Consider the following 23,652-nt stretch of genomic DNA (forward strand, 5'->3'; position numbering starts at 1 on the left):
CCGACCTCCCTTCAGGCAAGAATGCCCCAATTATGCACGCCCGTCCGACACGGCGCACACCGCCAGCTCGGGTGCGCAAATACAGTGCACTAGGGTGATCTGCGTGCACAACGAAGATCAGCTGCGCCAAGACGTCGCCCGCATGACCAGCCCTCCGGGCGAAGACACGCCGCCGTCGAAGTCCAAGACTTTCCGGCGCGCGTTCGACGACCTCATCCGCGGTTGGGGCCAGCACGAACTCTGGCTGCAACTGGGATGGCAAGACATCAAGCAGCGGTATAAGAGGTCCACCCTCGGCCCGCTCTGGATCACCATCGCCACCGGCGTGATGTCACTGGCGCTGGGCCTTTTGTACTCCATGCTGTTCCAGATCGACGTCGCGGAGTTCCTCCCCCACGTCACCGTCGGCTTCATCGTCTGGGGCTTCCTCTCCGGCTGCATCAAAGACGGCGCGAACGTCTTCATCGAAAACGAGGGCCTGATCAAACAGCTCCCGTCCGCCCTGTCGGTGCACGTCTACCGCCTGGTGTGGCGCCAACTTTTGTTTTTGGCGCACAACATGGTGATCTGGCTGCTGCTGGTGCTGATCTTCCGTATCCCGCTGACCCTGCACACGCTGCTGTTCATCCCCGGTCTGGCGCTGCTTGTGGTCAACGGCGTGTGGGTGGCCATGTTCTTCGGCATGGTGGCCACCCGCTTCCGCGACGTCGCCCCGCTGCTCGAGGCCCTGGTGCAGCTGCTGTTCTACGTCACGCCGATCGTCTGGACCACCCGCACCCTCAAGGACCAAGGCGGCGAGGTCGCCCAGCGCGCCATGCTCGCCGAGGTCAACCCCCTCTACCACTACCTCGAGATCGTGCGCGCCCCGCTTATCGACGAACCGCTGGCCGCCTACCACTGGGGCATCGTCCTCGCCTGCACCGTTGTCGGCGTCCTGATCACCCTGCTGGCCATGAAGCGCTGGCGCTTCCGCGTGCCGTACTGGGTTTAGGAGGTTAGGAGTTTCACATGGTTTCCATTGACACCTACAACGCCTGCGTCGACTTCCCCATCTTCGACGCCAAGTCCCGCTCCCTGAAGAAGGCCATGATGTCCTCCGCGGGCGGCAAGATCGGCCAGAACGCCTCCAACACCGTGGTCGTGGAGGCGCTGCGCGACATCAACCTTCATTTGAGGGAAGGCGACCGCGTCGGCCTGGTCGGCCACAACGGCGCCGGCAAGTCCACCCTGCTGCGCCTGCTGTCCGGTATCTACGAGCCCACCCGCGGCGTCGCCGACGTGCGCGGCCGCGTCGCCCCCGTCTTCGACCTGGGCGTGGGCATGGACCCGGAGATCTCCGGCTACGAAAACATCATCATCCGCGGGTTGTTCCTGGGCCAGACGCGCAAGCAGATGAAGGCGAAGATGGACGAAATCGCCGAGTTTTCCGAGCTCGGCGACTACCTCAACATGCCCCTTCGCACCTACTCCACCGGCATGCGAGTCCGCCTGGCGCTGGGCGTGGTCACTTCCATCGAGCCGGAGATCTTGCTGTTGGACGAGGGCATCGGCGCCGTCGACGCCGCCTTCATGGCCAAAGCCCGCGTCCGGCTCGCCGAAATGGTGAAAAAGTCCGGCATCTTGGTCTTCGCCTCCCACTCCAACGACTTTTTGGCCCAGCTGTGCAACACCGCCCTGTGGGTGGACAAGGGCGAGATCCGCGAAGCCGGCCTGGTCGCCGACGTCGTGGGCGCGTACGAGGGCCCCGAGACCGGCGAGTACGTCGCGGAGCTGGTCGAGCGCTTCCACGGTGACGGTGACGTCGAGAAGCCCTAGCCCCCTGCCTGCGGAAAAGTTCACTCGCCGATGAATCGGATCACATCCGCGTGCAAGATAGTTCATTTTCCCCAGGTCAGGAAAAACGGCATGCAGAGAAGTTCACTCAAGCGGGCTGGCGGCCTGAACTTTTCTGCATGATGTCTTCGATTAGCTTGAGACACTCAAACATGGTCTCTGAGGCGCACCGCGCAGGCGTCCACCCGGCAGCTGTCATCTTGATGGTGATGGAGGAATCTTTCTTGCGCTGCTTCCACTCCAAGTGGTGGGCACCGTCGTACATGATGGCGATCCTCAGCTCCGGGATGGCTAGATCGAAGACGGTGACAATCTCCCCGTCCACGATCAAGGGCACTTGCTCCTCCACGGTGTAGCCGTAGCGGTCCGCCAACGCCGTGACCAAAAGCCGCATCTCGGTCTCTTTTGGTGAATCAGCGCGACTACTGCTGTGCGCGAGCAACTTTTTCAGCCACCGAGCGTCTACCTTGCCGCGCGCAGCAGCCTGGATGTCCGGCGGCGTGAGCCCCAAAAACCGCCGAGCGCAGTCAATCAGTTGCAGCGCCATGATGTCTCGGGGTGACCAGCCGGCGATTTGCACAACACGCCAGCTGTGGTCCCCCTTTTTCACTTGCTGCAAAGCCTGCACAACAGCGTCGGCGGGCGCGGCCGCCCGAAATGACACACCGCGGTGGACCACCGTCCAGGTCTCAAAGGGCGCGCGGGAGGGCCGCCGTACCGTCGGTGTGCGCGCCCCACCCACCTGGTTTTTCGCCGTGGCGGAGAACAACAGCGTGTCCGCTCCCTCCACCAGAAACGGCATTCCGTACAGCGCCAGCGCCGAAAACCCGCCGACCACCGACCCCGGCCGCTCCACAGCGTGGGCCGCAGCACGCGCCGCCGCAGGGGCCCAGTACGGCACCCGGCGCGGATGACTGCGAGCGCACAGCTCCACCTGCCAGTCCTGGTGGCAGTGGTCGGCCGACAAGAACCACTGCTTCGTCACCTGCCTGTACTGCGTGCCTGCTACCCGGTCGGTCGCGGCAAGGAGGCGCGCTTCGAAGTTCACATTCATCCCGTCATACAAATTCGCCATGCCTACTTAGACGTGAAGAATGCGCGTTTGGATCCCTCGGGCACAATAAAAGGCATGACTGCGTTGAATCCGAACGGCACGACCGCCGCCGTGATTGTCACCCACCGCCGCGTTGACCTGCTGAAACATTCGCTGGAGCAGGTGGTCAACCAGACGCATCCGGTGGATTGGGTGATTGTGGTGGACAACGGGGCGCAAGAAGAGGTGCAGGAGCTTCTCGACGACCTCGCGGCCGACCGCGCCGTCTACCTCCCATCCAAAACGAACCTGGGTGGCGCGGGCGGGTTCGCCTACGGATTCCTGCACGCCCTGGCCCTGGGCGCGGACGCGATCTGGTGCGCGGACGACGACGGCCGGCCGAAGGACGAGCACGTGCTCAAAGAGCTGTACCGGGTCGCAGTAAAGCACCAGCTGGCGGAGGTTTCCCCGGTGGTGGCCAACATCGACGACCCGGAAAAGCTGGCCTTCCCGCTACGTCAAGGCACCACCTGGCACCGCCGCGTAGATGAGCTCGAAGGCGACTTCCTGCCCCAGTACGCGAGCCTGTTCAACGGCGCGCTGATCTCGGCAGAGGCCATGGAGCGCATCGGCGTGCCGGATTACCGCCTGTTCATCCGGGGCGACGAGGTGGAGTACCACCGTCGCCTGGCACAGAGCGGCCTGAAATACGGCACGGCGCTGACCACGTTCTACCTGCACCCGGACGGCTCGGGCGAGTTCCACCCGATCATGGGCGGGCGCGCCCATGCCCAATTCCCCGACAACCCCACCAAGCGGTATTTCACGTACCGCAACCGCGGCTACATCATTAACCAGCGCGGCATGAAGAAGATGCAGCTGCAGGAGGTGGTCCGCTTCGGTTGGTTCTTCCTGCTGGAGAAGAAGGACCCGAAGGGCTTCTACCAGTGGCTGAAGCTACTGCGCCGCGGGGCTAAAGAGGACTTTAGGCGGCCATAGTTTTCTTGGCTTCGCGGAAGATCAGGTGCCGCTGCAGCTCAAAGTTGACCACGGTGGCCACGCCCTGGGCGATGACAAACGATACGACGTTCTTCCACGGGTTGACCAGGCCCAGCGACGTCAGCGGCGAGTCCGTCACGCGCCACAGCACCATCTGCACCGCGAACGTCACGGCGTAGAGCACGAACACCGCGCCGGCCTTTTTAGCGTTGATCTTGGCGTCGAAGGAGAACTTGGAGTTGAGCACGTACGCGGCGAGCGTGCCGAACACCCAGCCCACGGCCTTGGCAAAGTCGCGCTGCCACCCCAACGGCACGTCCAGGGTGTAGGTGATGCCGAAGTCGAGGACGGCGCAGCCCACGCCGACCAAGAGGAAGGGCACGAGCTGCTGTTTCAGGGTAGAACTTGAAGCCACGGGCGAATACCCTACCCGCGCATGAGCTGGCGGTAGATATCCAGCATCTCCGCTGGGGTCCTTTCCCCGCCGATTGCATCCAGCTCAGCGAGCGATTCCGCGCACAGCGCCCGGATCTCCCCAATCCCCAACTCCTCATGCCCCAGCGAGGCGAAGATGCTCTCGGCGATGTGCGCCGTCTCGCCGCCGGCGCAGCAGGTCAACGCAAACACTAGGGACCAGAAGGCATCCCTTTCCACGCGCCCGGCCTCCACCGGAAGCGCCGCAATCCGCTGCCCCGTCCTCACATCCAGCGCGTGCAGCAGCGGCACGAAGTCGTGCCCGCGGGCACGCGCCATGAACTCGCGCACCTCCGCGCGCAGCCCCGGCACCTCGACTTCGCCCATCAGCCGGGCGTTGACTGTCCGAATGTCGAAGGGCGCCGCGCCGAACGACCCGGAGCCCGCCACGCACACGGACGGCGGCGTGGACTCGTCGCGCGGGTACACGTTGGCCAACTGCATCTCGAAGGACCACAAGCCGTGGGAAAAGTGGGTGGAATCGCCGGGGGACTTTAGGACGTCGCAAAGCAAACGCCCCTGTGGCGCATCCGCACCCACATCCTCGACGCCGAAGACCTCCCCCACGATCTCGCAGCAGTCCGCGATGGTCGCGTCCTCGTCGATGCCCACCCACCGGTACACAACCTCATCGGAGACCAGGCCGACGCGCACAAGCAGCGTCGCACCAGCCCGGCGCTCGGTGAGGCGGATCACCGGCGCGAGGTGGTCTGAGCGGTAGAGGGTGCTGGACATGGCGCCCAATATAGGCTTTCTTTCCATGAGGAAGCATTACAAAGGCGACGACCCGCACGCGATCCACGAGGCAGCACAGCGTATCGACGCTCCGTTGTCCGACTTCATGGTCCGCCTCATGGCAGAAGAACTGCCCTTCGTGGACTCCAAGGGGCGCACCCGCATCTACGAGATCCTCCGCGAGCACAAGGCCGCCGGCAAACCTGTGATTTCCAGCCAAGAAGAGCTCCCCGCGGAGATTCGTAGCATCATGGATCTGTGATTCCGGCGTAGGGTGATGGGCATGGAACTGACAACCCAATCCCTCTACGGCTGGGGCCGCACCGCCCCCTCTACTGCACAGGTGTTGTCCACCGCCGACGTTGACACGATCGCCCAGGCGGTCAAGCAGGTGGCCGACGAAAACTCCGAGCTCCCAAAACATAAGCGCCGCGGCGTCATCGCCCGCGGCATGGGCCGCTCCTACGGCGACCCCGCCCAAAACGGCGGCGGCCTCGTCGTGGACATGACGCCGCTGAACCGCATCCACTCCATCGACCCGGACACCGGCATCGTCGACGTGGACGGCGGCGTGACCCTGGACCAGCTGATGAAGGCCGCGCTGCCCTACGGCCTGTGGGTTCCGGTGCTGCCCGGCACCCGCCAGGTCACCATCGGCGGCGCCATCGGCCCGGACATCCACGGCAAGAACCACCACTCCGCAGGCTCCTTCGGCGACCACGTGCTCTCCATGGAGCTGTTGGTCGCGGACGGCCGAGTGCTGCACCTCGAGCCGACGGGCGAAACTGCCGAGCTGTTCTGGGCCACCGTCGGCGGCATGGGCCTGACCGGCATCATCCTGCGCGCCCGCATCCAGATGACGTTCACGGAGACCGCCTACTTCATCGCGGACACCGACCGCACCGACACCCTGGATGAGACAATCGCGCTGCATTCCGACGGCTCCGAGGTGAACTACACCTACTCCTCGGCCTGGTTCGACGCCATCTCCGCGCCGCCGAAGACCGGCCGCTCCACCATCTCCCGCGGCTCCCTGGCCACCCTGGACCAGCTCAAGGAGCTCGCCCCGAAGCTGGCGAAGGACCCGCTGAAGTTCAACGCCCCGCAGCTGATGACGGTGCCGGACATCTTCCCGTCCTGGACCATGAACAAGCTGTCGCTGATGGCCATCGGCGAGGCGTATTACCTGATGGGCAAACCTGCCCGTAACCAGGTGCTAAACCTCACGCAGTTCTACCAGCCGCTGGACCTGATCGGCGAGTGGAACCGCGGCTACGGCAAGGCCGGCTTCCTGCAGTACCAGTTCGTCGTGCCCACCGACGCCGTGGAGCCGTTCAAGGACATCATCTACGACATCCAGGCTTCCGGCCACTACACCGCGCTGAACGTGTTCAAGCTGTTCGGCGAGGGCAACCAGGCGCCGCTGTCCTACCCCATGAAGGGCTGGAACGTGTGCGTGGACTTCCCGATTCGCCCGGGCCTCAACGAATTCCTGGACCGCCTGGACGACCAGGTCATGCAGTTCGGCGGCCGCCTCTACCTGGCTAAGGAGTCCCGCACCTCCGCCGAGAAGTTCCACAAGATGTACCCGGAGCTGCCCGGCTGGCTGAAGACCCGCCGCGAAATCGACCCGACCGGCGTGTTCGCGTCCGACATGTCCCGCCGACTCGAGCTGAACTAAGGAGAACCGACCATGTTGAATGCAGTAGGCCAAGCCCAGCACATCCTGCTCCTCGGCGGCACCAGCGAGATCGGCCTGGCCATCGTCGCCGAGCTAGCCTCCCGCGGCGGCAACCCCACCGTCACCCTGTGTGCGCGCAAGGACTCCCCGCGTATCGACGGAGCTATCGCCGAAGTCCAGCGCGCCGGCGCGGGCCACGTGCGCCTCGTGGACTTCGACGCGCTCGATTTCGCCTCCCACCCGGCCGTGATCGACGCTGCGTTCGAGGACGGCGAGGTCGACGTTGCCGTGGTCGCCTTTGGCACCCTCGGTGACCAGGAGCAGCTCTGGCAGGACCAGGCGGCGGCAGTCACGTCCGCGCAGACCAACTTCACCGCCCCGATGTCCGTCGGCGTGCTTTTGGGCCAGCACATGAAGCGCCAGGGCAACGGCAAGATCATCGCCCTGTCGTCTGTTGCGGGCCAGCGCGTTCGCCGCTCCAACTTCGTCTACGGCGCCTCCAAGGCCGGCATCGACGGGTTCTACCTGCAGCTCGGCGAGGCCCTGAAGGACGACGGCGTCACCGTCACCGTCGTGCGCCCGGGCCAGGTGCGCACCAAGATGACCGACGGCTTGGATGAAGCCCCGCTCACCGTGAACAAGGAAGATGTCGCCGAGGCCGCCGTCGAGGCCGCCCTGGCCGGCAAGTCCTCCGTGTTCGTGCACAAGCTCTTCGGCCCCATCTCCCTGGTGCTGAAGGCCATCCCGGCGCCGATCATGAGCAAGCTGAACTTCTAGTACTGCCCGCATAATTCAGCCGCGATCCGTCCCCGCTGACGGATCGCGGCTGAATTTGTCAGACGGGCCCTATATCCCCAGGACCCTGACTTTTCTGTCTGAAAGTGTCAGAACCACCTAGTCGCTCGCCCGGCCCATCCCGAGCAGCACCTGCTCGCGAAGCCGACCGGTCCCCACCACCGCCAGGACACAGCCAACCAGCGCGACCGCAACAAGCCCGCCGAACAGCACCAACTTGTCCATCACATTGACGTGGACCACGACCATGGCGGTGCCCATCAGGCTGCCCATGCCGAATCCCAGCAGGGCCACCACCAGCATTGGAACCCCAACCTCGCGCACGGCCACCTTGGTGTGGAACGCGGCCGGCGCGCCAATGAAGTAGAGCGATTTGGTCAGCTGCTTCTGCTCCACCACGGCCAGTGCCTGAGTGAGCAGGGTGGATGACACCAGCAAGACCGCCGCGAAGACGGCGGTGATAGCCACACCGGGGGGAGTATCACCCGTGATCATCTTCAGGACGGGCTCTTCCTCGACTTCCGGTACTGCGGAGATCCAGGCGCCAATACCGCCAATGAACGCCACGAAGTAGAGCGCGGTCACGCGTTTCCATGTGGTCTTCGCACCCCGGCCCACCCGGCGCGTTGCCACGTAGTTGGCAGCCCCGGGGACCCCGTAGCTCAGCCGCGCGAGCAACTGGATGATGCCGACGGCGATCAGTGCGTTGACGTTGAGAATGCCGCCGGCTACGACCAGCACCACCACGAACTCCAACGCGTCTGCCTGCGGAGCGATGCTCAGCGAGCTTAGGTAGCGGTACAGCACCACCGCACCAACCAGTGAGAGCACCAGCGTGATCATGTTCTGTCCCTTTGGTGGGATTTTCTTGGTGACGCCGAGTGGGGTGACGGAGACTCGTCGCAAAGCAAGCCACACTGAGCACGCAGCCAACACCAGCACGACGATCCAGGCGATGGGGATGACCCACCAGGTGAGCATTTCCCAGGTGTCGACGCGCTTTTCCTGGAACGTCAGCAACGACCACGCCGGGCACGTGAGCACGTACAGCACCGACCCCAGCACCAACCCGACAAGCGCCTGGCGCAGCGATTCCAGGATCATCATCCCGCGTACCTCGCCGGCGGTCGCGCCGATGAGGCGAAGCACCGCCAGGTGCTCCTCGCGCCCGCCCAGGTTCGCGCGCGCGGCCTGGGTGAGCAGACCCAACAGGCTCGGCACGAGCAGCACGCACGCGAATAGCGCGAGGAAGATATACGTGATGGAGATCGGCCCGCCCAGGTCTTTCGAGACTTCCACGAGCGCCTCGTGCGGGTGTCTGTCGCGCGCCACGAACATCCAGGTGCCGCCCATAAGGGTGCACAGCATCCAGGTCGCCACCGTCACCGCAACCAGCGACAGCGCACGCACCCAACGCTCGCCGATCTGCCGCTGCGAGCGCCCTTCGCTTGTCTGCGACACCGCCGACCGCATCAACGTCACCGCACTCATAGCGCCACCTCCGAGTGGATCAGGCCGTCGCGGATCTCAACGCGGCGGCTACACCAATCGGCGATCTTCGGGTCGTGCGTGACCACCACGAGTGCTACACCGAACTTCTGGCACACGGCCACGATTTGCTGCATAACTTCGTGGCCGGTGGCCTGGTCCAACGCCGCGGTCGGTTCGTCGGCAAACACGACGGATGGTGGCCCGGCCAAAGCACGCGCGATGGCTACGCGCTGCCCCTGACCGCCGGAGAGTTGCCCCGGGTACCGGTCCACATAGGCACCCAGACCCAGACGTGTGAGCATGTCCACCGCATCCTTGTGCGCTTGAGATCGCGACACCCCGCGCATGATCTGCGGCAGCGCGACGTTTTCGGTGGCGGTCAGCTCCGGCAGCAACTGGCCGTCTTGGAAGATGAAGCCGAAGTGCTCCAGGCGCAGGCGCGAGCGTTCGGCGTCGCTTATTGCGGCTACATCGCGGCCGTCGAACAGCACCTCGCCCTGGTCGGGAACGAGCACGCCGGACATGCAGTGCAGCAGCGTCGATTTACCAGAGCCCGAAGGCCCCATGATGGCCACGGATTCGCCGTCGCCCACCGTCAGACTGATGCCTTCGAGGACCCGCTGCTGGGGGAATGACTTAGTGATGTCTCTGAGTTCAAGCATGGTTTCCATTTCACAGGTGGTCGTCGCTAAGCACTATGGCCCTGACTCCCGAATATGGGTAGTGCTAGCTCTACCCCGCTACGCTTTCGGACATGCGGCGAAGAATAAACCACGAACAGCGGGCAGCGGCAAAAATTCACCAGCTCACCGCATCGCGGCGCAAGATTGCGGAGGCCTACGAGGTGGAACGCCTGCGCATCGAGCGCGACCTGCACGACGGCGCGCAGCAGCATTTCGTGGCCGCGGCGATGAAGCTGGGCGAGGCCAGGCTGGATGTCGATTCGCCGCTTCTCGACGACGCCGCCCGCGACCTCCACAACGGCCTCGACGCACTCAGGAGAACCGTGCGCGGCATCCACCCTCGCGAGCTATCGGACCACGGGCTCATCGCCGCGATCGAGACGGCCGCCGCGCAGTACGGCCCGCACGTCACGGTCCGCGCGCCGCACGAGCTGCCGCGTATCGACGGCTCCGTCACCGCCGCCGCCTACTTCTTCACCGCCGAAGCACTCACCAACGCCGCGAAGCATGCACCCCAAAAACCTGTCAGCGTGCTCGTGACTTGTGACCACACTCTGAACATCTCGGTGACCGACCAGGGCGGCGGCAACGCCCGCATCACCCCCGGCGGCGGGCTCGACGGCATGCAGGAACGGATCGCGGCGTTCGGCGGGACGATGGAGGTGACCTCGCCCGACGGTGGGCCGACCACCGTCACCGCCCGTATTCCGTTGCTGTTGTTCCGGGGAGAAAGTGGGATTGCGCCATGAGGATTGTCATCGCGGACGACTCCGCACTGCTGCGGGAAGGCGTCGCCGGCCTACTCACCCGGCGCGGCCACGAGGTTGTGGCGCAGGTGGACAGTGCGGATCGGGTACAGGGAGTCGTCGATACGCATGTGCCCGACCTGGTGATCACAGACGTGCGGATGCCACCGAACATGCGTGACGACGGCCTCCAAGCCGCGCTGGCGCTACGCAAGCAGGGCCCGGTTAACGTGCTGGTGCTCTCGCAGTACGTTGCGCCCGCCTACGCGCGGGAACTGTTCTCCGGTGGCGACGGCGGCACCGGTTACCTGCTCAAGGATCGTGTCGCCGAAGTGAAAGACTTCATCCAGGCGTGCGAAACCGTGGCGTCCGGCGGGGTGGTCATCGACCCGGACGTGGCGAGCGCGCTCATGGCCGCGAGCTCGCGCTGGCTAACCACGCTCACGCCGCGCGAGACGGAAGTACTCGAACACATGGCGGAGGGCCTGTCCAACGCGCAGATCTCCGAGCAGCTCTACCTCTCCGGCGCTGCGGTGGCGAAGCACGTCTCCAGCATCTTCTCCAAACTGGGGCTCACCCCCGACGAGGACAACCGTCGAGTACGCGCGATCCTGATGTACCTGGCAGAACGTGGAGTTGGGTAGCGTATGCGAAACTGTTACGTATGACTACCGCTTACCACCCCGACGAGCAGTCGGTTGGGCAAACCGCTGCCCGGACTGTCGCGGCCGGGCTCGCCGGCGGCGTGATCGCCCTGGCCGCCTGGTTCGTGCTGCACAAGATCTCGCTGCCGGCGTTTAACACGTCGATGGTGACCAGGTCTTTGGCCACCGCCGCGTCCTTCGTCTGCATCGGCGTCGGCGTCGTTTTGGCCGTGCTGTGGACCAAAGGCAAGAAACCCTGGATTTCCTCGGCCGTGATGTCGTTGGTGCCGGCGGGGCTGGTGGTGTCGTCGATAGGCATTCCGCTCGGCGCGACCCGGCTGTACCTGGACGGCATCCAGGTGGACCAGGGCTTCCGCACCCAGTTCCTGTCACGCATGACGGAGAACCTCGGCCACGCGGACATGGCGTATAAGGATCTGCCCACCTTCTATCCCATGGGCTGGTTCTGGCTGGGCGGGCGCACCGCCAACGTGCTGGGCATGCAGGGCTGGGAGGTGTACCAGCCGTTCGCGATCGCGACGCTGGCGGCGGCCGCGGCGATGCTCACCCCAGTGTGGCGCCGGCTCACGGGCTCGCTGCCCACCGCGCTCGCGATTGCCACCGTGACCACGGCGGTTGTGCTCACGGAGGTGCCGGAGGAGCCGTATGCGGCGGTAGTGGCCATGTTCGTGCCGGCGGCGGCCGTGATGTCGTACCGCGCGGTCAACGGCTCGTGGGCGTCCACCATCGCGCTGGCTGTCTACCTGGGCATTTCCGCCAGCTTCTACACCCTGTTCACCGCCATTGCCGCGCTGACCATGGTGGTGCTGGCCATCATCCACACCTTCACCAAGCGCTCGGTCCAACCGCTGGTGCACCTGCTGGTCACGGGCCTGGGGTCGATGGCCATCGCCGCGATCTCCTGGGGCCCGTACATCTGGCGGGTCATCACCGGCGACGAACCGCTGGAGTCCACCGCGAACCACTTCCTCCCCATCGAGGGCACGTACTTCCCGCTACCGTTCCTGTCGTTCTCGCTGATCGGGCTGTTGTCCATGATCGGCTTGATCTACCTGATTTACAGGATCAAGGATCCGGAGTTGGCGGCCCTTGGGGCGTCGATAGGCGTGTGCTACCTGTGGGCCCTGGCCTCGATGGCGGTCACCCTGCTGGGCACCTCCCTTTTGGGCTTCCGCCTCGAGGTGCTGATTGTGGCGCTGTTTGCCACCCTCGGCGTGATCGCGATCGCCGAGTTCGGGCTGAACAAGTACACCACCGCCGTCGCCGCGGTCCTGGCGGTGGGCGCGCTGCAGATGGTGCAGAACATCCCGGTGGAAAACGAGGACTACATCGACCAGGCGTATGCCGACACCGACGGCAACGGCGAGCGCGCGGACCGCTTCCCGCCGGACGCGGGCCGCTACTACCAGGAGATGGCCGACTTCATCGAGGAGCACGGCCATATGAAGAACGACGCGGTGATCTACACCGACGAGATCAACTTCATGGCTTTCCAGCCCTTCTACGCCTTCAACGCCTACACCAGCCACTACGCCAACCCGCTGGGCGAGTTCGAGCACCGCAACGACGAGCTGAAGCAGTGGGCGGAGCTCTCCTACGAGGACCCGGAGAAGTTCACCGAGGCCGTGGACAACTCGCAGTGGGAGCCGCCGGTGGCGTTCGTGTTCCGCGACAACGGCAAGGACGGGCTGAAAACCCACATCGCGCACGACATTTACCCGAGCCAGCCGAACGTGCGCTACGAGGGCCTGTTCTTCAACCCGGACGCATTCGAGAAGGACTGGGACCTCGAACAGTTCGGCCCGTTCGCTGTGGCGGTGAGGAAGTAAAGTGTCCGCTGTGAAAAGAGTCCAGACCACCGCGACTGTCGCGGGTTTGATCGCGTTTGTCCTGCTGTTGCTCGTGCCGTTTTTGCCGGTCAAGCAGACGGAATCCTCGGTGTCGTGGCCGCAGAACGGCTCGGTGGCGTCCGTGAACGCGCCGCTGATTTCGCTCGCGCCGCAGCAGCTCGATGTCACCGTGCCGCTTTCGGCTATCGACGAGCTCCGCGACGGCCAGTCGCTGCTTCTGGGCACGCTGCCAGAGAGCTCCCCGAAGGCCAGCGACCGCGGCTTCTTTGTCACTTCCCCCGACGGCGGCCTGGTGGTCAGCTCCCTGAACGAGGTGCTGCTGCAGCTCACCCCGGCGCAGGTGAAGAAGCTGCCCGACGATGCGAAGCTCGAGGCCCACCTCGCGCACGACTTAACCACCGTGGAGATCCCTGGCACTGATTACGCCGAGGAGGACGACGAGGAGGATTACCGCCCGCAGCTCACCGGCATCTACACCGAGCTCAAGGATGAGCAAAAGCTTATCGACGCAGGCCTGTCCGCCCACGTCGACATCAACTCGCGATTCACCTCGAAGCCGACGCTGATCAAGACGCTGGCGATGGTGCTCGGCCTGATCAGCGCCCTGATCTCCCTGGCCGCGCTGCGCAAGCTAGATAAGCCCGCCCCGCGCCTGCGCCGCCAGGGGCTGAAGCCTCTCGACGGCCTGGTGGCCGCCGTCCTCGGCTTCTGGCACATCTTCGGCGCTAACACCTCCGACGACGGCTTCCTGCTCACCATGGCGCGCGTGGCCGCCAACACGGACTACATGGCCAACTACTACCGCTGGTACGGCGTGCCGGAGGCCCCGTTCGGCTCCCCGTTCTACGACCTGCTGGCGTTGATGTCGCAGGTCACCACGGCGTCGACGTGGATGCGCCTGCCGGCGCTGTTTGCGGGGCTGGGCACGTGGTGGCTGCTCTCCCGCGAGATCCTGCCGAAGCTCGGCCCCGAGATTGCAAACAGGCGCGTCGCCCACTGGACCGCGGCGCTGGTGTTTTTGACGTTCTGGCTGCCGTACAACAACGGCACCCGCCCGGAGCCGATCATCGCGTTCGGCCTGATGGCCACCTGGGCGCTGTTCGAGCGCGCCATGGAGACCGACCGCTTGGTCCCCGCCGCGTGGGGCACCGTCGTGGCGGCGCTGACCCTGGCGTGCGGCCCGACCGGTTTGGCGGCAGTCGGCGTGTTCCTGATTTCTTTGCCCTGGGTGTTGGGGACCATTGGGCGTCGAGAGGCAAAGCTCGCTTCGATCGCGCCGTTCATGGGCGCCGGCATGGCTGTGATGGTGCCGGTGTTCAAGGACCAGACGCTGGCGACTGTGCTGGAGGCGACCGCGGTGCGCTCCGAGGTGGGCCCCGCGATGCACTGGTTCGAGGAGTGGAGCCGCTACTCCGTGCTGTTCGAGCAGACGGTGGACGGCTCGCTGGCGCGCCGCTTCCCCATGTTCGTGCTGCTGATGTGCATCGGCCTGACCCTGTGGTGGTTCGCCCGCGGCGGTGAAAGGACCAAGACCGCGCAGCGCATGATGCTGATCATCGGCTTGTCCACCTTCTTCCTCATGTTCACGCCGACGAAGTGGACGCACCACTTCGGCATCTACGCGGGCCTCGGCGCGGCGATCGCGGCGTACGGCTCGGTGGTGCTCTCGCGGATCGCGCTGCAGTCCAAGCGCAACCGCTCGTTTGCCACGGCCGCGGTGCTGTTCCTGCTGGCCCTGACGCTGGCCGGCTGGAACGGCTGGTGGTACGTGTCCTCCTACGCGGTGCCGTGGTGGGACCGCACCCCGCAGCTGAAGGCCGTGGAGTTCAACACCGTCGTCCTGGCCATCGCGCTCTTGGTCTTCGTGGTGGGCGTGGTGCAGTCCATGCGCCCGCCGAAGCCTGTCGACGCCTCACGCTGGGCCGGCGTCATGTCCGCCCCTATCGCCGTGGCGGCGGCGCTGATTGTGGCGCTGTCCTGCCTGACGTTTGTGAAGTCCTTCATCTCCCAGGCGCCGGACTACTCCGTGGGCATGGGCAACGTGCGCACCTTCGCGGGCGAGCGCTGCGCCCAGGGCGCGGACGTGCTGCTGGAGGAGGACACCAACGACGCATTCCTTTCGCCTATCGACGGCGTCCCGCTCGGCCGCTCCCTAGATTCGGGCGACAACCACGGGTTCCACCCCGACGGAGTGCCCGCCTTCATCGCCAGCGAAAACGCCGACACGTCGGACTCGAGCAACCAGCAGGTGCAGTCCGACGACACCGCCGACGTAGACCCGGGCTCCGACGAGGCGCAGTCCACCTCCCGCGTGAACACGCAGGGCAACCGCCCGCGCTCCATGCGCGGCGTGAACGGCTCGACGGTGCGCCTGCCGTTCGGCCTGGACTACACCCGCGTGCCGGTGCTGGGCACGTTCGAGGACGAGCCGACGCAGTCCGCCGAGCTGGAGACCTCCTGGTTCGACCTGCCTGAGGTTTCCGAGGAGCGTCCGCTGCTGGTGGCGTCCGTGGCCGGCCGCATCAAGCACCACGACATCAACGGCATCGAGCAGGAGGGCAGCGAGTTGGAGCTGCAGTACGGCCGCAAGACTTCCGGCGGCGTACAGAAGCTCGGCGCGGTGGAGATGCTGGACCAGGGCCCGACCCCGCAGTGGCGCAACCTGCGCTACCCCATCGCTGACCTGCCCGAGGACGCCGACGTCGTGCGCCTGGTGGCCAAGGACACCTCCCTGGCTGAGAAGGACTGGGTGGCGGTGACCCCGCTGCGCAACCCGAAGCTGGTGGAGCTGAACACCATGTTCGACTCCGAGACCCCGGGTCTTTTGGACTGGACCGTGGCGTTCCAGTACCCCTGCCAGCGCCCCTTCTACCACCACGCTGGCGTGGACGAGATCCCGGAGTACCGCATCATGCCGGACGCCCCGGGCAAGGCGAAGCTGTCCGGCTTCATGGACTTCCTCGGCGGCGGCTCGCTCGCCCCAGTGGAGGCCGTGAACACCTCCTACGAGGTGCCGGGCTACCTCAAGGGCGACTGGCAGCGCGACTGGGGCTCTGTAGCCAAGTACGAGCGCCGCACCAACTCCGAAGGCGAGGCACCGGCGCTGGCGCAGGTGGACATCGCTGAGAACACTAGGTGGGGCCTGTACACTCCTGGTCCGATGAAGGTGCGCGACCCGGAGGAATAACGCGATGAAACTGCCAAGAATTGCTGCTGCCGCTGCCCTGCTGTGTTCCCTGGTCGCCGCCCCTGTTCAGGCCCAGGCTCAGCAGAGCTGCGCCGCGCATTACCTGGTCGCGGTGCCGGGCGGCGCCAACACGGCAGAGGGCATCCCGGACTATGTGCCGCACGGCGGCAACGTGTTCATGACCGGCGTGCTCACCCGCCTGGGCACCGGCGGGGAGATCCACCCGCTGTGGGTGTCCTACCGGTCCACCCCGTTCGCCACCACGGAGTACGAGAAGTCCAAGGCGGGGGGGCTCAAGCGCGCACGATCCACTGTGTCCCGGCTGGCTAACGCGTGCCCGGACGCGAAGTTCAGCTTTACCGGCTACTCGCTGGGCGCGGACATCGCCGCCACCATCACCAGCGACATCGCCAACGGCCGCGGCCCGATCGAGCCGGAGCGCGTCTCCGGCGTGGCGCTGTTTGCCAACCCGCACCAGGGCGGCAACGGCGCGGTGCTCTCCGCCGGCACGTCCCCACACTCGCGCGGCTCGCTGGGCTCGCTACCGGGCGGCTACGGCGTGCTCGGCCCGCGCGTGCTGGAGATCTGCCGCGTCGACGACCTGGTGTGCTCCATGCAGGAATCGCACCGCGGCCTGGTCGCCCCCGCCATGCGCACCAACCTGGCGGCCGGCCGCGTGCCGCTCGCCGAGTTCAACGTGCTGTTCCGCGCGATGGGTTTGAAGTCGCTGGGCATTTTCTCCGACATCGGCTCCCACGGCGGCTACACCCTGGCGCAGCAGCGCGAGGCCTCCAACTGGATCATCGAGCAGTCCCAAGCCCCCATCCAAATTCCCGTTCCGGCGGTAGAGTTGGGGCATGAATGACCTCTTTGAGCTTGTAAACGGCACGTGGGCGAAGACCCACGAAATCCCCGCTGACCGCGGTATCGACGGCGCGTTCTACATGCTGCGCGACAAATCCGAAGAAGATGTCCGGGCGATCTTGGAAGACGGCGCCGGTTTGGGCGGCGCCCTGTTTAGGTCCTTCATGGACAACCCCGGCGACATCAGCTCCCTCGACCCGGACCTGGCCAAGATCGAGGTCGCGGACGTCGACGAGTTCGTGCGCGGCCTGGGCGAGCTGGAGCGCGTCGGCGTCGGCGGGCCGGTGAGCTACTGGGTGGAGAAGGACTCGCAGGGCGAGAACTCCGTCGCCTACATCTTCCAGTCCGGCCTGGGCCTTCCGGACGAGGCCTACTACCGCGACGAAGACCACGCGGAGACCCTCGCCGCCTACAAGACGCACGTGGCGAAGATGCTCGGCTTCCTCGAGCCGAAGTACCTGCAGGGCCTGACACCTGAGATCGCCGCCGAGCGCATCGTCAACCTGGAAACCCAGCTGGCCGCCAGCCACTGGGACGTGGTCAAGGCGCGCGACGCGGTGGCCACCTACAACCCCACCGACCTTGCAGAGATGCCGCCTTTGGTGCGCGCGCTTCTCGACGCCTCCGGTCTTTCCGGCAAAGTCGTCAACATGATGCCGTCGTTCACGGAAGACCTGGACGGCATGCTCCGCCGCGAAACACTCGCGGACTGGCAGCTGTGGGCCGCGTGGAACATCCTGCGCTCCCGCGCCGGCGTGCTCTCGGAGGAGATCGGCAAGGCCAACTTCGAGTTTTATGGAAAGCATCTCTCCGGCGCCACCGAGCAGCGCGACCGCTGGAAGCGTGGGGTGGGGCTCGCGGAGAGCCTGGTTGGCGAGGATATTGGGCGGAGCTACGTCGAGAAGCATTTCCCGCCCTCATCCAAGGAGAAGATGCTGGAGCTGGTGGAGTACCTGATCGCCGCCTACCGCTCCCGCATCCAGCAGCTGGAGTGGATGAGCGAGCCGACGAAGCAGCGCGCGCTGGAAAAGCTCGCGCAGTTCAACGCCAAGATCGGCTACCCGGAGAAGTGGCGCAGCTACGACGGTCTGGAGTTCGGCGAGGATCTGGTGGAGAATGTCCGCCGCGGCGCCGCGTTCGAGCACGACTACCAGCTGTCCAAGATTGGCAAGGCCTCTGACCGGCAGGAATGGGTGTCTTCCCCGCAGACGGTGAACGCGTTTTACAACCCGGTGGTCAACGACATCACCTTCCCCGCCGCGATCCTGCAGCCGCCGTTCTTCGATCCGGACGCTGACGCCGCCGAGAACTTCGGCGCAATCGGCGCGGTGATCGGGCACGAGATCGGCCACGGCTTCGACGACCAGGGCTCGCGTTACGACGGGCTGGGCAACCTGAACTCCTGGTGGACCGACGAGGACCGCGCCAACTTTGAGCAGCTGACCGCCAAGCTGGTCGGCCAGTTCAACGGCCTGGTGCCGTCGGTGCTGGAGGGCACGAAGACCAAGGGTGTCAACGGCGAGTTCACCCTCGGCGAGAACATCGGCGACCTGGGCGGCCTGGGCATCGCCGTGGTGGCATACAAGAAGTACCTGGAGGACAACGGCATCGACGACGAGCAGCCCCAGAAGTTCGGCGACCTGGATGGTGAGTACACCGGCTTCCAGCGCCTGTTCCTGGCGTGGGCGCGGGTGTGGCGCTCCAAGGCTCGCCCGGAGATGGCCTCGCAGCTGCTCGCCATCGACCCGCACGCGCCGAACGAGTTCCGCTGCAACGTCATCGCCGCGAACATCGCCGAGTTCTACGAGGCGTTCGAGGTGGAGCAGGGCTCCACGATGTGGATCGACCCCGAGGACAGGGTGACGATTTGGTAGAGCACATCAACGAGCAGGGCGACCCGAACTTCAACGTCGGCGGCATCAAACGCGATATGCCGCCGGAGCTGCAGCTGGAGCAGCTGGCGTCCTACATGCACGCCACGTACGAGGACGGGCCGAACTACCTGGCCCTGCTGCCGGACCGCATCACGCACGCCGCGATGCTCATGCTCGGATCCGCCGTCGACCACGCCCTGCCAGCCACAAAGTGGGCCGATGGAGTCACGGTGGAGTCCCACGAGCTGGGCGTCGTGTTCCGCCCGTCTGAGCCGAACGGCAGGTGGGCAGTCTCGCTTTGGGACGGCCCCGCAAACGCCAAGGAGATGCTCTGGCGCCCGGACGTCGCCGCCGCCGCGGAGCTGTCCGGCACCACGATCTTGGACGTGGACTCGGTGGCAGATGCTGCGAAGGCAGTTGAATTGGTCGGCGCCGAAGTGGTGTGGGCGCTTGGAGACGTAGCGTTGCCGCAGGCAGACCGCTACATCGTCACCTTCCCCACCACTCAGCCCTCAGTGGACGGGTTGATCCAGGTCAGGGCCAGCTCAAACCTCGAGGGCACCGAGTACCACGCCGACGGGTTCATCTCCACGCCGGCGGAGATCCGCCGCCGGGTCAAGGACGCCGCCGACGCCCTCTAGCCCAGCACGGAGTCGGCTTCGTCGACCTCGTCGAAGGTGGGGTCGTCAACCTCGGAGAGGAAGAACTGGGCGCCGTTGGCGTCATGCACGCCGGCAGTGCCATTTTCCGGCCCGAACTCGACCCCGCCGCCGAGGTTTTCCACCTGTGTGCAGGCCGCGTCCACGTCGCGCACGCCGAAGTAGCTGAACCACTGGGCGTGCTCGCCGACGTACATGCCCAAAAACGGCGCGCCGTCCTCCACCGCGATGAAGTAGCCGTCTTCCTCCCGGATCTCCCAGTCGAAGAGTTCGCCGTAGAAGTCGATGGCGTCCATGCTCGGGGCGGAGTACTCGTACCACACCGGCACACCCGGCTCACCTGCGGCGAGGAAGCGCTCCTCCGGATCTTTCAGCCCGAACAGGCCGCCGGCGGGGTCCTGGCACAGGGTCACGGTCTCGTCCGAGCTGAGCACCTTGCCGCCCAGCTTCTCCACGTTCTCCGGGCTGCCGATGAACGACGTCACCCACATGTCCATCTGCGCCGGCACGATGCCGGCCACCGGCAGGCCCTCCTTGCGGGCGGTGCCGTCCACGATCTCCCACCCCAGCAGCTGGGAGTAGAAGTGGGTGGACTTGAGCTGGTTCTGGGTGACCAAGTCCTGCCAGAACGGCATGCCTTCCCTGCCTTCGAATGCGGGCATTACAGGTTCCTCCACTTCTCGGGGTCGAAGTCGTCGTTGGCGGTGCGTTCGTCGAAGTAGTCGCCGTCGTCGCCGTCGACTACTACCGTGGCTGAATCTGCGCCAAGGCCGACGGTATCGCCGTCGATAAGCGAGTGCCCCCGCGAGGTGACCACCTCGTTGTTGACGGTGACCTCGCCGGAGCTGATGGCCTCCTTGGCGTGGCCGCCGGATTCGGCGAGGTTGGCCAGTTTGAGAAATTGTCCGAGTTTGATCGTGTCGCCGGAAATGGGCACGTCGATATGCATAGCGGTTAGTCTAAGGCATGCGAAGAATCTGGGCGTTTACCCTGCCCCTCCTGCTTGTTGGCTGTGTACAGGAAGTCGAGGTCGTTGAAGAAGAGTCCACCGTGACCATCCGCTCCATCGGCGACATCCTGGTCCACTCCGACGTGTACACCACCGCGCGCACGGACACCGGCTTCGACTTCTCGCGCATGTTCGAGCCGGTCAGCGAATACATGCAGGACGCGGACATCACCACCGCCAACATGGAGGTCCCGGTCGCCGGCGAGGAGTTCGGGCTGTCCGGGTATCCCCAATTCAACGCCCCGCCCGAGATCATCGATGCACTCGCCGGAGCAGGCGTGGACATCGTCAACAACGCTACGAACCACTCGATGGACAGGGGTGACGGGGGCGTGGTGGCGTCGACAGGCAACATGCGCGAGCGCGGCATGCTGTATACCGGCAGTTACGCCTCTGAGCAGGACAAATCCGTCCCCCGCATCATCGAGGCCAACGGCATCACCGTCGGCTTCCTCGGCTTCACTTACGGCACCAACGGCCTGCCGGTTGAGCAGGAGCATTTTGCATCGCTTATCGACGACACCCTGGCCGCCCAAGTCGCCGCCCTCGATTCACAGGTCGACGTCGCGGTGGTGATGCTGCACATGGGCGACGAATATGCGCCCCTGCCCAATGAGTTCCAGGAGGAGACTGCCGCGACTGCTTTGGACGCCGGCGCTGACCTGGTGCTCGGCGGGCACCCGCACGTGGTGGAGCCGTTTGCCGGGCCCGTCTGGTACTCCCACGGCAACTTCCTGCACGGCCAGTGGGAGGAGCCGACCAAGGTCGGCGGAATCGGCGAGTTCACGTTTAGCGGCGCCCGGTTCATGCCCACCTACACCGTCGGCCCGCCGATCAGCTACGACCACCACGTCATCCCGCTCGTGGAGGCCGCCGACTACCTGGATGTTCATAAATGGATGGCGGACCTGCGCGAACGCCTCAACGTCGAGGTCGTGGACTACCTCTAGCGTTCCGCCTGGTCCACCGGCATGATGCTCATCGTGTCGATGTTCACGTGCGCCGGCAGGCTTGCCACCCACCGCACCGCTTCGGCGATGTCGTCCGCGGTGAGGTTCTGTTTGCCCTCGTAGACCTTGCTCGCGCGCTCCTCGTCGCCTTTGAATCTGTTCAGTGAGAAGTCCGTCTTCACCCGGCCGGGGTCGATCTCGCACACGCGGATGTCGTTCTCCGCCTCCTCGCGCCGAAAAGCCCTGGTCACACCACGGAGTCCGTGCTTGGCCGCGTTGTAGCCGGAGCCGCCCTTGTACGCGTCCGTGCCAGCCACCGAACCGATGTTGACCACCAGGCCTTTCGACGCTTTGAGCTGCGGGTACAGCGCGCGGGTGACGCGCATCGTGCCCATCACGTTGGTCTGGAACATCCACTCCCAGTCCGCGTCGTCCGCGTCGCGCAGAAAGTCCAGCTCCTTCGCGCCGCCGGCGTTGTTGACCAGCAGGTCCACGCGTTCAAGAGCTGCAAGCTTCTCGACGCTCTCCCGGTCGACCACGTCCAACTCCATCGCCACCCCACCGATTTCGTCCGCGATTTGCTGGCACTTCTCCAGGCGCCGCGCCGCCACCACGACCTTCCAGCCGTCCTTGGCCAGCGCCCTGCAGGTCGCTTCCCCGATGCCTGCCGATCCGCCAGTGACTACTGCTACCTTCTGCTCGCTCATGAGCCGAAGTGTAGGCCCTCCCACAGCATCCAGATGGCTAATGCGATGAAGATGCTGCCCGTGATGACGTCGATAAGCTTGCTGTACTTGGTGATCAGCTGCGACATTGCTTGGACTGCCAGCGCAAAGCCCACGAACCAGATGGTGCCGGTGACGACCATGACCGGTGCTGCGACCCACCCGAGGTGCGCGAACTGGGCGAAGATGGCGCCGAAGAAGAGGATCGCCTTCGGGTTGGACAGGTTGGTGAGCAGGCCCGTGAGCAGCGGCCTTGGCACCTGTTGCGTGGCGGGGATTTCCGGGTCGGAGGCGCGGATGGCGCCGATGCCCATCCACAGCAGGTAGGCGCCGCCCACGATCTGCAGCAGCGACAAGACCTGCGGAAAGGCCTGGATCAGCGCGCTCAAACCGGCCAGCGAGGCGACAATCCAGATGGTGTTGCCGAGCATGATGCCCAGCGCACACATCACGCCAGCTCTCCGATCCTTCGCCCCCACGCGGATGATCTGCACGAGGTCCGGGCCGGGGCTCGCGATCGCCGCGAGCCACACGCCGAGTAGCGCAATCATGTCGCCTCCATTTGCCGCATGGTGATGTTCAGCCGGCCTTCGAGCAGGTCGGACGTGCCTCTTCTTGCGCCGAGCACGCCGTGTTTCGCCCTCCTGGCTGGACCGCCAAAGACTACCACGTCGCCGGACAGGAGCAGCGTATCGCGCCCTGCGATGCGGAAGATCGTGTCCTGGCCGAACGACAGGCTGACCACCGCGTTTTCAGACTCCTCCTCCGCGTCCACGTGCTGCCCCATGCCCTTGCCCGGCGGGTAGAAGTTCACCAGCGCTGTTTCGATTTTTGGGGTCGGGCCGACAAGCGGGTCTATTTCTCGCGCCCTGTCCATGACGTTGTCCGCGATGGTTTGGAAGTTCTCCGGGATCGGTGGCACCGGGTGGCCGTCGACCTCCCTGACCATGCGGTACGGGTTCGTCACCCAGAACCAGCCCAGCGAGAGCAGCCAGGCATCCATTTGGCCGTGGCCGACCTTTGGACGTCGCATAGCAACCGGCGTGCCCGCCGCCTTCCTGGCCAACTCGCGCGCCTGATTGACCAGTTCCTCCTGCTCGGCCGGCGTGAAAAAGGCAGGCAAATGGACCGCACCAGGGATGATGCGGGCGGGCGGCCGCGGAATGACGAGCACGGGATTAATGTAGCGCATTGGCCCGTCACTGTCGAATTTGTAAGTGGTTTTCTTTATCTTTTCCCTGGCATACCCCTTGACAGTCGTTCGTGTGTTCTATATTGTGGAGCGTACCACGACGAGAGGGGCGCCCGTGACCACCGCCACCACAGCACCGAAAAGATTCCGTAACCAGCGAGAACACGACCCGGATAGCGAATGTGCCCAGGCCATCCGGGACACGTA

General features: G+C 65.3%; 24 protein-coding genes. 14 read left to right on the forward strand and 10 right to left on the reverse strand.

Annotated elements, in window-relative coordinates; all coding sequences use genetic code 11:
* Window positions 1–142: 142 nt before the first annotated feature.
* Together MHY23_RS03620 and MHY23_RS03625 are read left to right on the forward strand one after the other, a co-directional pair.
* A complete protein-coding gene (locus tag MHY23_RS03620) occupies window positions 143–991 on the forward strand; it encodes an ABC transporter permease (protein ID WP_255713846.1) in 849 nt (282 codons plus the stop codon).
* A 17-nt stretch (window positions 992–1,008) separates the two neighbouring features.
* Complete coding sequence (locus tag MHY23_RS03625) at window positions 1,009–1,815, forward strand: ABC transporter ATP-binding protein (RefSeq protein WP_194560009.1); 807 nt, start codon at window positions 1,009–1,011, stop codon at window positions 1,813–1,815.
* Window positions 1,816–1,921: 106 nt separating this feature from the next.
* Here MHY23_RS03625 and MHY23_RS03630 read toward each other — a convergent pair whose 3' ends face one another.
* Window positions 1,922–2,908 carry an endonuclease domain-containing protein gene (locus MHY23_RS03630; protein ID WP_239306462.1) on the reverse strand — a complete coding sequence of 329 codons (987 nt, stop codon included), beginning with the start codon at window positions 2,906–2,908 and terminating at the stop codon, window positions 1,922–1,924.
* A gap of 54 nt (window positions 2,909–2,962) precedes the next feature.
* On the opposite strand from MHY23_RS03630, the gene MHY23_RS03635 reads away from it, so the two are divergent.
* The gene (locus tag MHY23_RS03635) at window positions 2,963–3,865 is read left to right on the forward strand and encodes a glycosyltransferase family 2 protein (protein WP_239306463.1); all 903 of its coding nucleotides are present in this window, start codon (window positions 2,963–2,965) and stop codon (window positions 3,863–3,865) included.
* Here MHY23_RS03635 and MHY23_RS03640 read toward each other — a convergent pair.
* Both MHY23_RS03640 and MHY23_RS03645 read right to left on the reverse strand, forming a co-directional pair.
* On the reverse strand, window positions 3,852–4,280 hold the full coding sequence (locus MHY23_RS03640) for a GtrA family protein (protein ID WP_239306464.1): 429 nt from the start codon (window positions 4,278–4,280) through the stop codon (window positions 3,852–3,854). The two genes, MHY23_RS03635 and MHY23_RS03640, sit on opposite strands and share 14 nt — an antisense overlap.
* Before the next feature lie 11 nt (window positions 4,281–4,291).
* Window positions 4,292–5,074 carry a hypothetical protein gene (locus MHY23_RS03645; protein WP_239306465.1) on the reverse strand — a complete coding sequence of 261 codons (783 nt, stop codon included), beginning with the start codon at window positions 5,072–5,074 and terminating at the stop codon, window positions 4,292–4,294.
* Window positions 5,075–5,099: 25 nt separating this feature from the next.
* On the opposite strand from MHY23_RS03645, the gene MHY23_RS03650 reads away from it, so the two are divergent.
* From MHY23_RS03650 to MHY23_RS03660, 3 genes are read left to right on the forward strand one after another with little or no spacing between them, the layout of a single operon-like run.
* Window positions 5,100–5,336 (forward strand): hypothetical protein, encoded by a 237-nt coding sequence (locus MHY23_RS03650; RefSeq protein WP_194560004.1) that lies wholly within the window; start codon window positions 5,100–5,102, stop codon window positions 5,334–5,336.
* Window positions 5,337–5,357: 21 nt separating this feature from the next.
* On the forward strand, window positions 5,358–6,755 hold the full coding sequence (locus tag MHY23_RS03655) for an FAD-binding protein (protein WP_370645805.1): 1,398 nt from the start codon (window positions 5,358–5,360) through the stop codon (window positions 6,753–6,755).
* A gap of 12 nt (window positions 6,756–6,767) precedes the next feature.
* On the forward strand, window positions 6,768–7,532 hold the full coding sequence (locus tag MHY23_RS03660; RefSeq protein WP_239306467.1) for a decaprenylphospho-beta-D-erythro-pentofuranosid-2-ulose 2-reductase: 765 nt from the start codon (window positions 6,768–6,770) through the stop codon (window positions 7,530–7,532).
* A 117-nt stretch (window positions 7,533–7,649) separates the two neighbouring features.
* On the opposite strand, the gene MHY23_RS03665 is transcribed toward MHY23_RS03660, so the two are convergent.
* Both MHY23_RS03665 and MHY23_RS03670 read right to left on the reverse strand, forming a co-directional pair.
* Window positions 7,650–9,041, reverse strand: a complete 1,392-nt coding sequence (locus tag MHY23_RS03665) for an FtsX-like permease family protein (protein WP_239306468.1) — start codon at window positions 9,039–9,041, stop codon at window positions 7,650–7,652.
* Complete coding sequence (locus MHY23_RS03670) at window positions 9,038–9,712, reverse strand: ABC transporter ATP-binding protein (protein ID WP_181889501.1); 675 nt, start codon at window positions 9,710–9,712, stop codon at window positions 9,038–9,040. Before MHY23_RS03670 ends, MHY23_RS03665 begins: the two co-directional genes overlap by 4 nt.
* An 83-nt stretch (window positions 9,713–9,795) precedes the next feature.
* Between MHY23_RS03670 and MHY23_RS03675 the strand changes: the two genes are divergently transcribed.
* The 7 genes from MHY23_RS03675 to MHY23_RS03705 are packed head-to-tail and all read left to right on the forward strand — an operon-like array spanning window position 9,796 to window position 19,551.
* Window positions 9,796–10,473, forward strand: coding sequence for a sensor histidine kinase (locus MHY23_RS03675; RefSeq protein WP_239306469.1), 678 nt, complete (start codon window positions 9,796–9,798; stop codon window positions 10,471–10,473).
* Window positions 10,470–11,114: a response regulator transcription factor gene (locus tag MHY23_RS03680; RefSeq protein WP_181889499.1), complete on the forward strand. Its 645-nt coding sequence runs from the start codon at window positions 10,470–10,472 to the stop codon at window positions 11,112–11,114. The genes MHY23_RS03675 and MHY23_RS03680 overlap by 4 nt, the downstream gene beginning before the upstream one ends.
* 20 nt (window positions 11,115–11,134) lie before the next feature.
* The gene (locus MHY23_RS03685; protein ID WP_239306470.1) at window positions 11,135–12,964 is read left to right on the forward strand and encodes an arabinofuranosyltransferase; all 1,830 of its coding nucleotides are present in this window, start codon (window positions 11,135–11,137) and stop codon (window positions 12,962–12,964) included.
* A gap of 10 nt (window positions 12,965–12,974) precedes the next feature.
* Complete coding sequence (locus tag MHY23_RS03690; RefSeq protein WP_239306471.1) at window positions 12,975–16,172, forward strand: arabinosyltransferase domain-containing protein; 3,198 nt, start codon at window positions 12,975–12,977, stop codon at window positions 16,170–16,172.
* A 4-nt stretch (window positions 16,173–16,176) separates the two neighbouring features.
* Complete coding sequence (locus tag MHY23_RS03695) at window positions 16,177–17,037, forward strand: cutinase family protein (RefSeq protein WP_181889496.1); 861 nt, start codon at window positions 16,177–16,179, stop codon at window positions 17,035–17,037.
* Window positions 17,030–18,910 carry a M13 family metallopeptidase gene (locus tag MHY23_RS03700; protein WP_239306472.1) on the forward strand — a complete coding sequence of 627 codons (1,881 nt, stop codon included), beginning with the start codon at window positions 17,030–17,032 and terminating at the stop codon, window positions 18,908–18,910. The genes MHY23_RS03695 and MHY23_RS03700 overlap by 8 nt, the downstream gene beginning before the upstream one ends.
* Window positions 18,904–19,551 (forward strand): hypothetical protein, encoded by a 648-nt coding sequence (locus MHY23_RS03705; protein WP_239306473.1) that lies wholly within the window; start codon window positions 18,904–18,906, stop codon window positions 19,549–19,551. The genes MHY23_RS03700 and MHY23_RS03705 overlap by 7 nt, the downstream gene beginning before the upstream one ends.
* Here the strand turns inward: MHY23_RS03705 and MHY23_RS03710 are convergent.
* Window positions 19,548–20,231, reverse strand: a complete 684-nt coding sequence (locus tag MHY23_RS03710; RefSeq protein ID WP_239306474.1) for a VOC family protein — start codon at window positions 20,229–20,231, stop codon at window positions 19,548–19,550. The two genes, MHY23_RS03705 and MHY23_RS03710, sit on opposite strands and share 4 nt — an antisense overlap.
* Window positions 20,231–20,518, reverse strand: coding sequence for an RNA-binding S4 domain-containing protein (locus MHY23_RS03715; RefSeq protein ID WP_070472457.1), 288 nt, complete (start codon window positions 20,516–20,518; stop codon window positions 20,231–20,233). Before MHY23_RS03715 ends, MHY23_RS03710 begins: the two co-directional genes overlap by 1 nt.
* A 17-nt stretch (window positions 20,519–20,535) precedes the next feature.
* On the opposite strand from MHY23_RS03715, the gene MHY23_RS03720 reads away from it, so the two are divergent.
* Window positions 20,536–21,528, forward strand: a complete 993-nt coding sequence (locus MHY23_RS03720) for a CapA family protein (RefSeq protein WP_239306475.1) — start codon at window positions 20,536–20,538, stop codon at window positions 21,526–21,528.
* Here the strand turns inward: MHY23_RS03720 and MHY23_RS03725 are convergent.
* From MHY23_RS03725 to MHY23_RS03735, 3 genes are read right to left on the reverse strand one after another with little or no spacing between them, the layout of a single operon-like run.
* Window positions 21,525–22,235: an SDR family oxidoreductase gene (locus tag MHY23_RS03725; RefSeq protein WP_239306476.1), complete on the reverse strand. Its 711-nt coding sequence runs from the start codon at window positions 22,233–22,235 to the stop codon at window positions 21,525–21,527. The genes MHY23_RS03720 and MHY23_RS03725 overlap by 4 nt on opposite strands.
* Window positions 22,232–22,804, reverse strand: a complete 573-nt coding sequence (locus MHY23_RS03730) for a LysE family translocator (RefSeq protein ID WP_239306477.1) — start codon at window positions 22,802–22,804, stop codon at window positions 22,232–22,234. The genes MHY23_RS03725 and MHY23_RS03730 overlap by 4 nt, the downstream gene beginning before the upstream one ends.
* Window positions 22,801–23,427: an alpha-ketoglutarate-dependent dioxygenase AlkB gene (locus MHY23_RS03735; RefSeq protein ID WP_239306478.1), complete on the reverse strand. Its 627-nt coding sequence runs from the start codon at window positions 23,425–23,427 to the stop codon at window positions 22,801–22,803. The genes MHY23_RS03730 and MHY23_RS03735 overlap by 4 nt, the downstream gene beginning before the upstream one ends.
* Between the last annotated feature and the right edge of the window lie 225 nt (window positions 23,428–23,652).

The sequence above is a fragment of the Corynebacterium sp. ACRQP genome, from assembly GCF_022345915.1.
GTDB classification, from domain to species: domain Bacteria; phylum Actinomycetota; class Actinomycetes; order Mycobacteriales; family Mycobacteriaceae; genus Corynebacterium; species Corynebacterium lehmanniae.

Bases quoted from the DNA above. Each gene is read 5' to 3' on its own strand.
- MHY23_RS03620 (WP_255713846.1), top strand. From the start codon at position 143: ATGACCAGCCCTCCGGGCGAAGACACGCCGCCGTCGAAGTCCAAGACT.
- MHY23_RS03625 (WP_194560009.1), top strand. From the start codon at position 1,009: ATGGTTTCCATTGACACCTACAACGCCTGCGTCGACTTCCCCATCTTC.
- MHY23_RS03630 (WP_239306462.1), bottom strand. From the start codon at position 2,908: ATGGCGAATTTGTATGACGGGATGAATGTGAACTTCGAAGCGCGCCTC.
- MHY23_RS03635 (WP_239306463.1), top strand. From the start codon at position 2,963: ATGACTGCGTTGAATCCGAACGGCACGACCGCCGCCGTGATTGTCACC.
- MHY23_RS03645 (WP_239306465.1), bottom strand. From the start codon at position 5,074: ATGTCCAGCACCCTCTACCGCTCAGACCACCTCGCGCCGGTGATCCGC.
- MHY23_RS03650 (WP_194560004.1), top strand. From the start codon at position 5,100: ATGAGGAAGCATTACAAAGGCGACGACCCGCACGCGATCCACGAGGCA.
- MHY23_RS03655 (WP_370645805.1), top strand. From the start codon at position 5,358: ATGGAACTGACAACCCAATCCCTCTACGGCTGGGGCCGCACCGCCCCC.
- MHY23_RS03660 (WP_239306467.1), top strand. From the start codon at position 6,768: ATGTTGAATGCAGTAGGCCAAGCCCAGCACATCCTGCTCCTCGGCGGC.
- MHY23_RS03665 (WP_239306468.1), bottom strand. From the start codon at position 9,041: ATGAGTGCGGTGACGTTGATGCGGTCGGCGGTGTCGCAGACAAGCGAA.
- MHY23_RS03670 (WP_181889501.1), bottom strand. From the start codon at position 9,712: ATGGAAACCATGCTTGAACTCAGAGACATCACTAAGTCATTCCCCCAG.
- MHY23_RS03675 (WP_239306469.1), top strand. From the start codon at position 9,796: ATGCGGCGAAGAATAAACCACGAACAGCGGGCAGCGGCAAAAATTCAC.
- MHY23_RS03680 (WP_181889499.1), top strand. From the start codon at position 10,470: ATGAGGATTGTCATCGCGGACGACTCCGCACTGCTGCGGGAAGGCGTC.
- MHY23_RS03685 (WP_239306470.1), top strand. From the start codon at position 11,135: ATGACTACCGCTTACCACCCCGACGAGCAGTCGGTTGGGCAAACCGCT.
- MHY23_RS03695 (WP_181889496.1), top strand. From the start codon at position 16,177: ATGAAACTGCCAAGAATTGCTGCTGCCGCTGCCCTGCTGTGTTCCCTG.
- MHY23_RS03700 (WP_239306472.1), top strand. From the start codon at position 17,030: ATGAATGACCTCTTTGAGCTTGTAAACGGCACGTGGGCGAAGACCCAC.
- MHY23_RS03710 (WP_239306474.1), bottom strand. From the start codon at position 20,231: ATGCCCGCATTCGAAGGCAGGGAAGGCATGCCGTTCTGGCAGGACTTG.
- MHY23_RS03715 (WP_070472457.1), bottom strand. From the start codon at position 20,518: ATGCATATCGACGTGCCCATTTCCGGCGACACGATCAAACTCGGACAA.
- MHY23_RS03720 (WP_239306475.1), top strand. From the start codon at position 20,536: ATGCGAAGAATCTGGGCGTTTACCCTGCCCCTCCTGCTTGTTGGCTGT.
- MHY23_RS03725 (WP_239306476.1), bottom strand. From the start codon at position 22,235: ATGAGCGAGCAGAAGGTAGCAGTAGTCACTGGCGGATCGGCAGGCATC.
- MHY23_RS03730 (WP_239306477.1), bottom strand. From the start codon at position 22,804: ATGATTGCGCTACTCGGCGTGTGGCTCGCGGCGATCGCGAGCCCCGGC.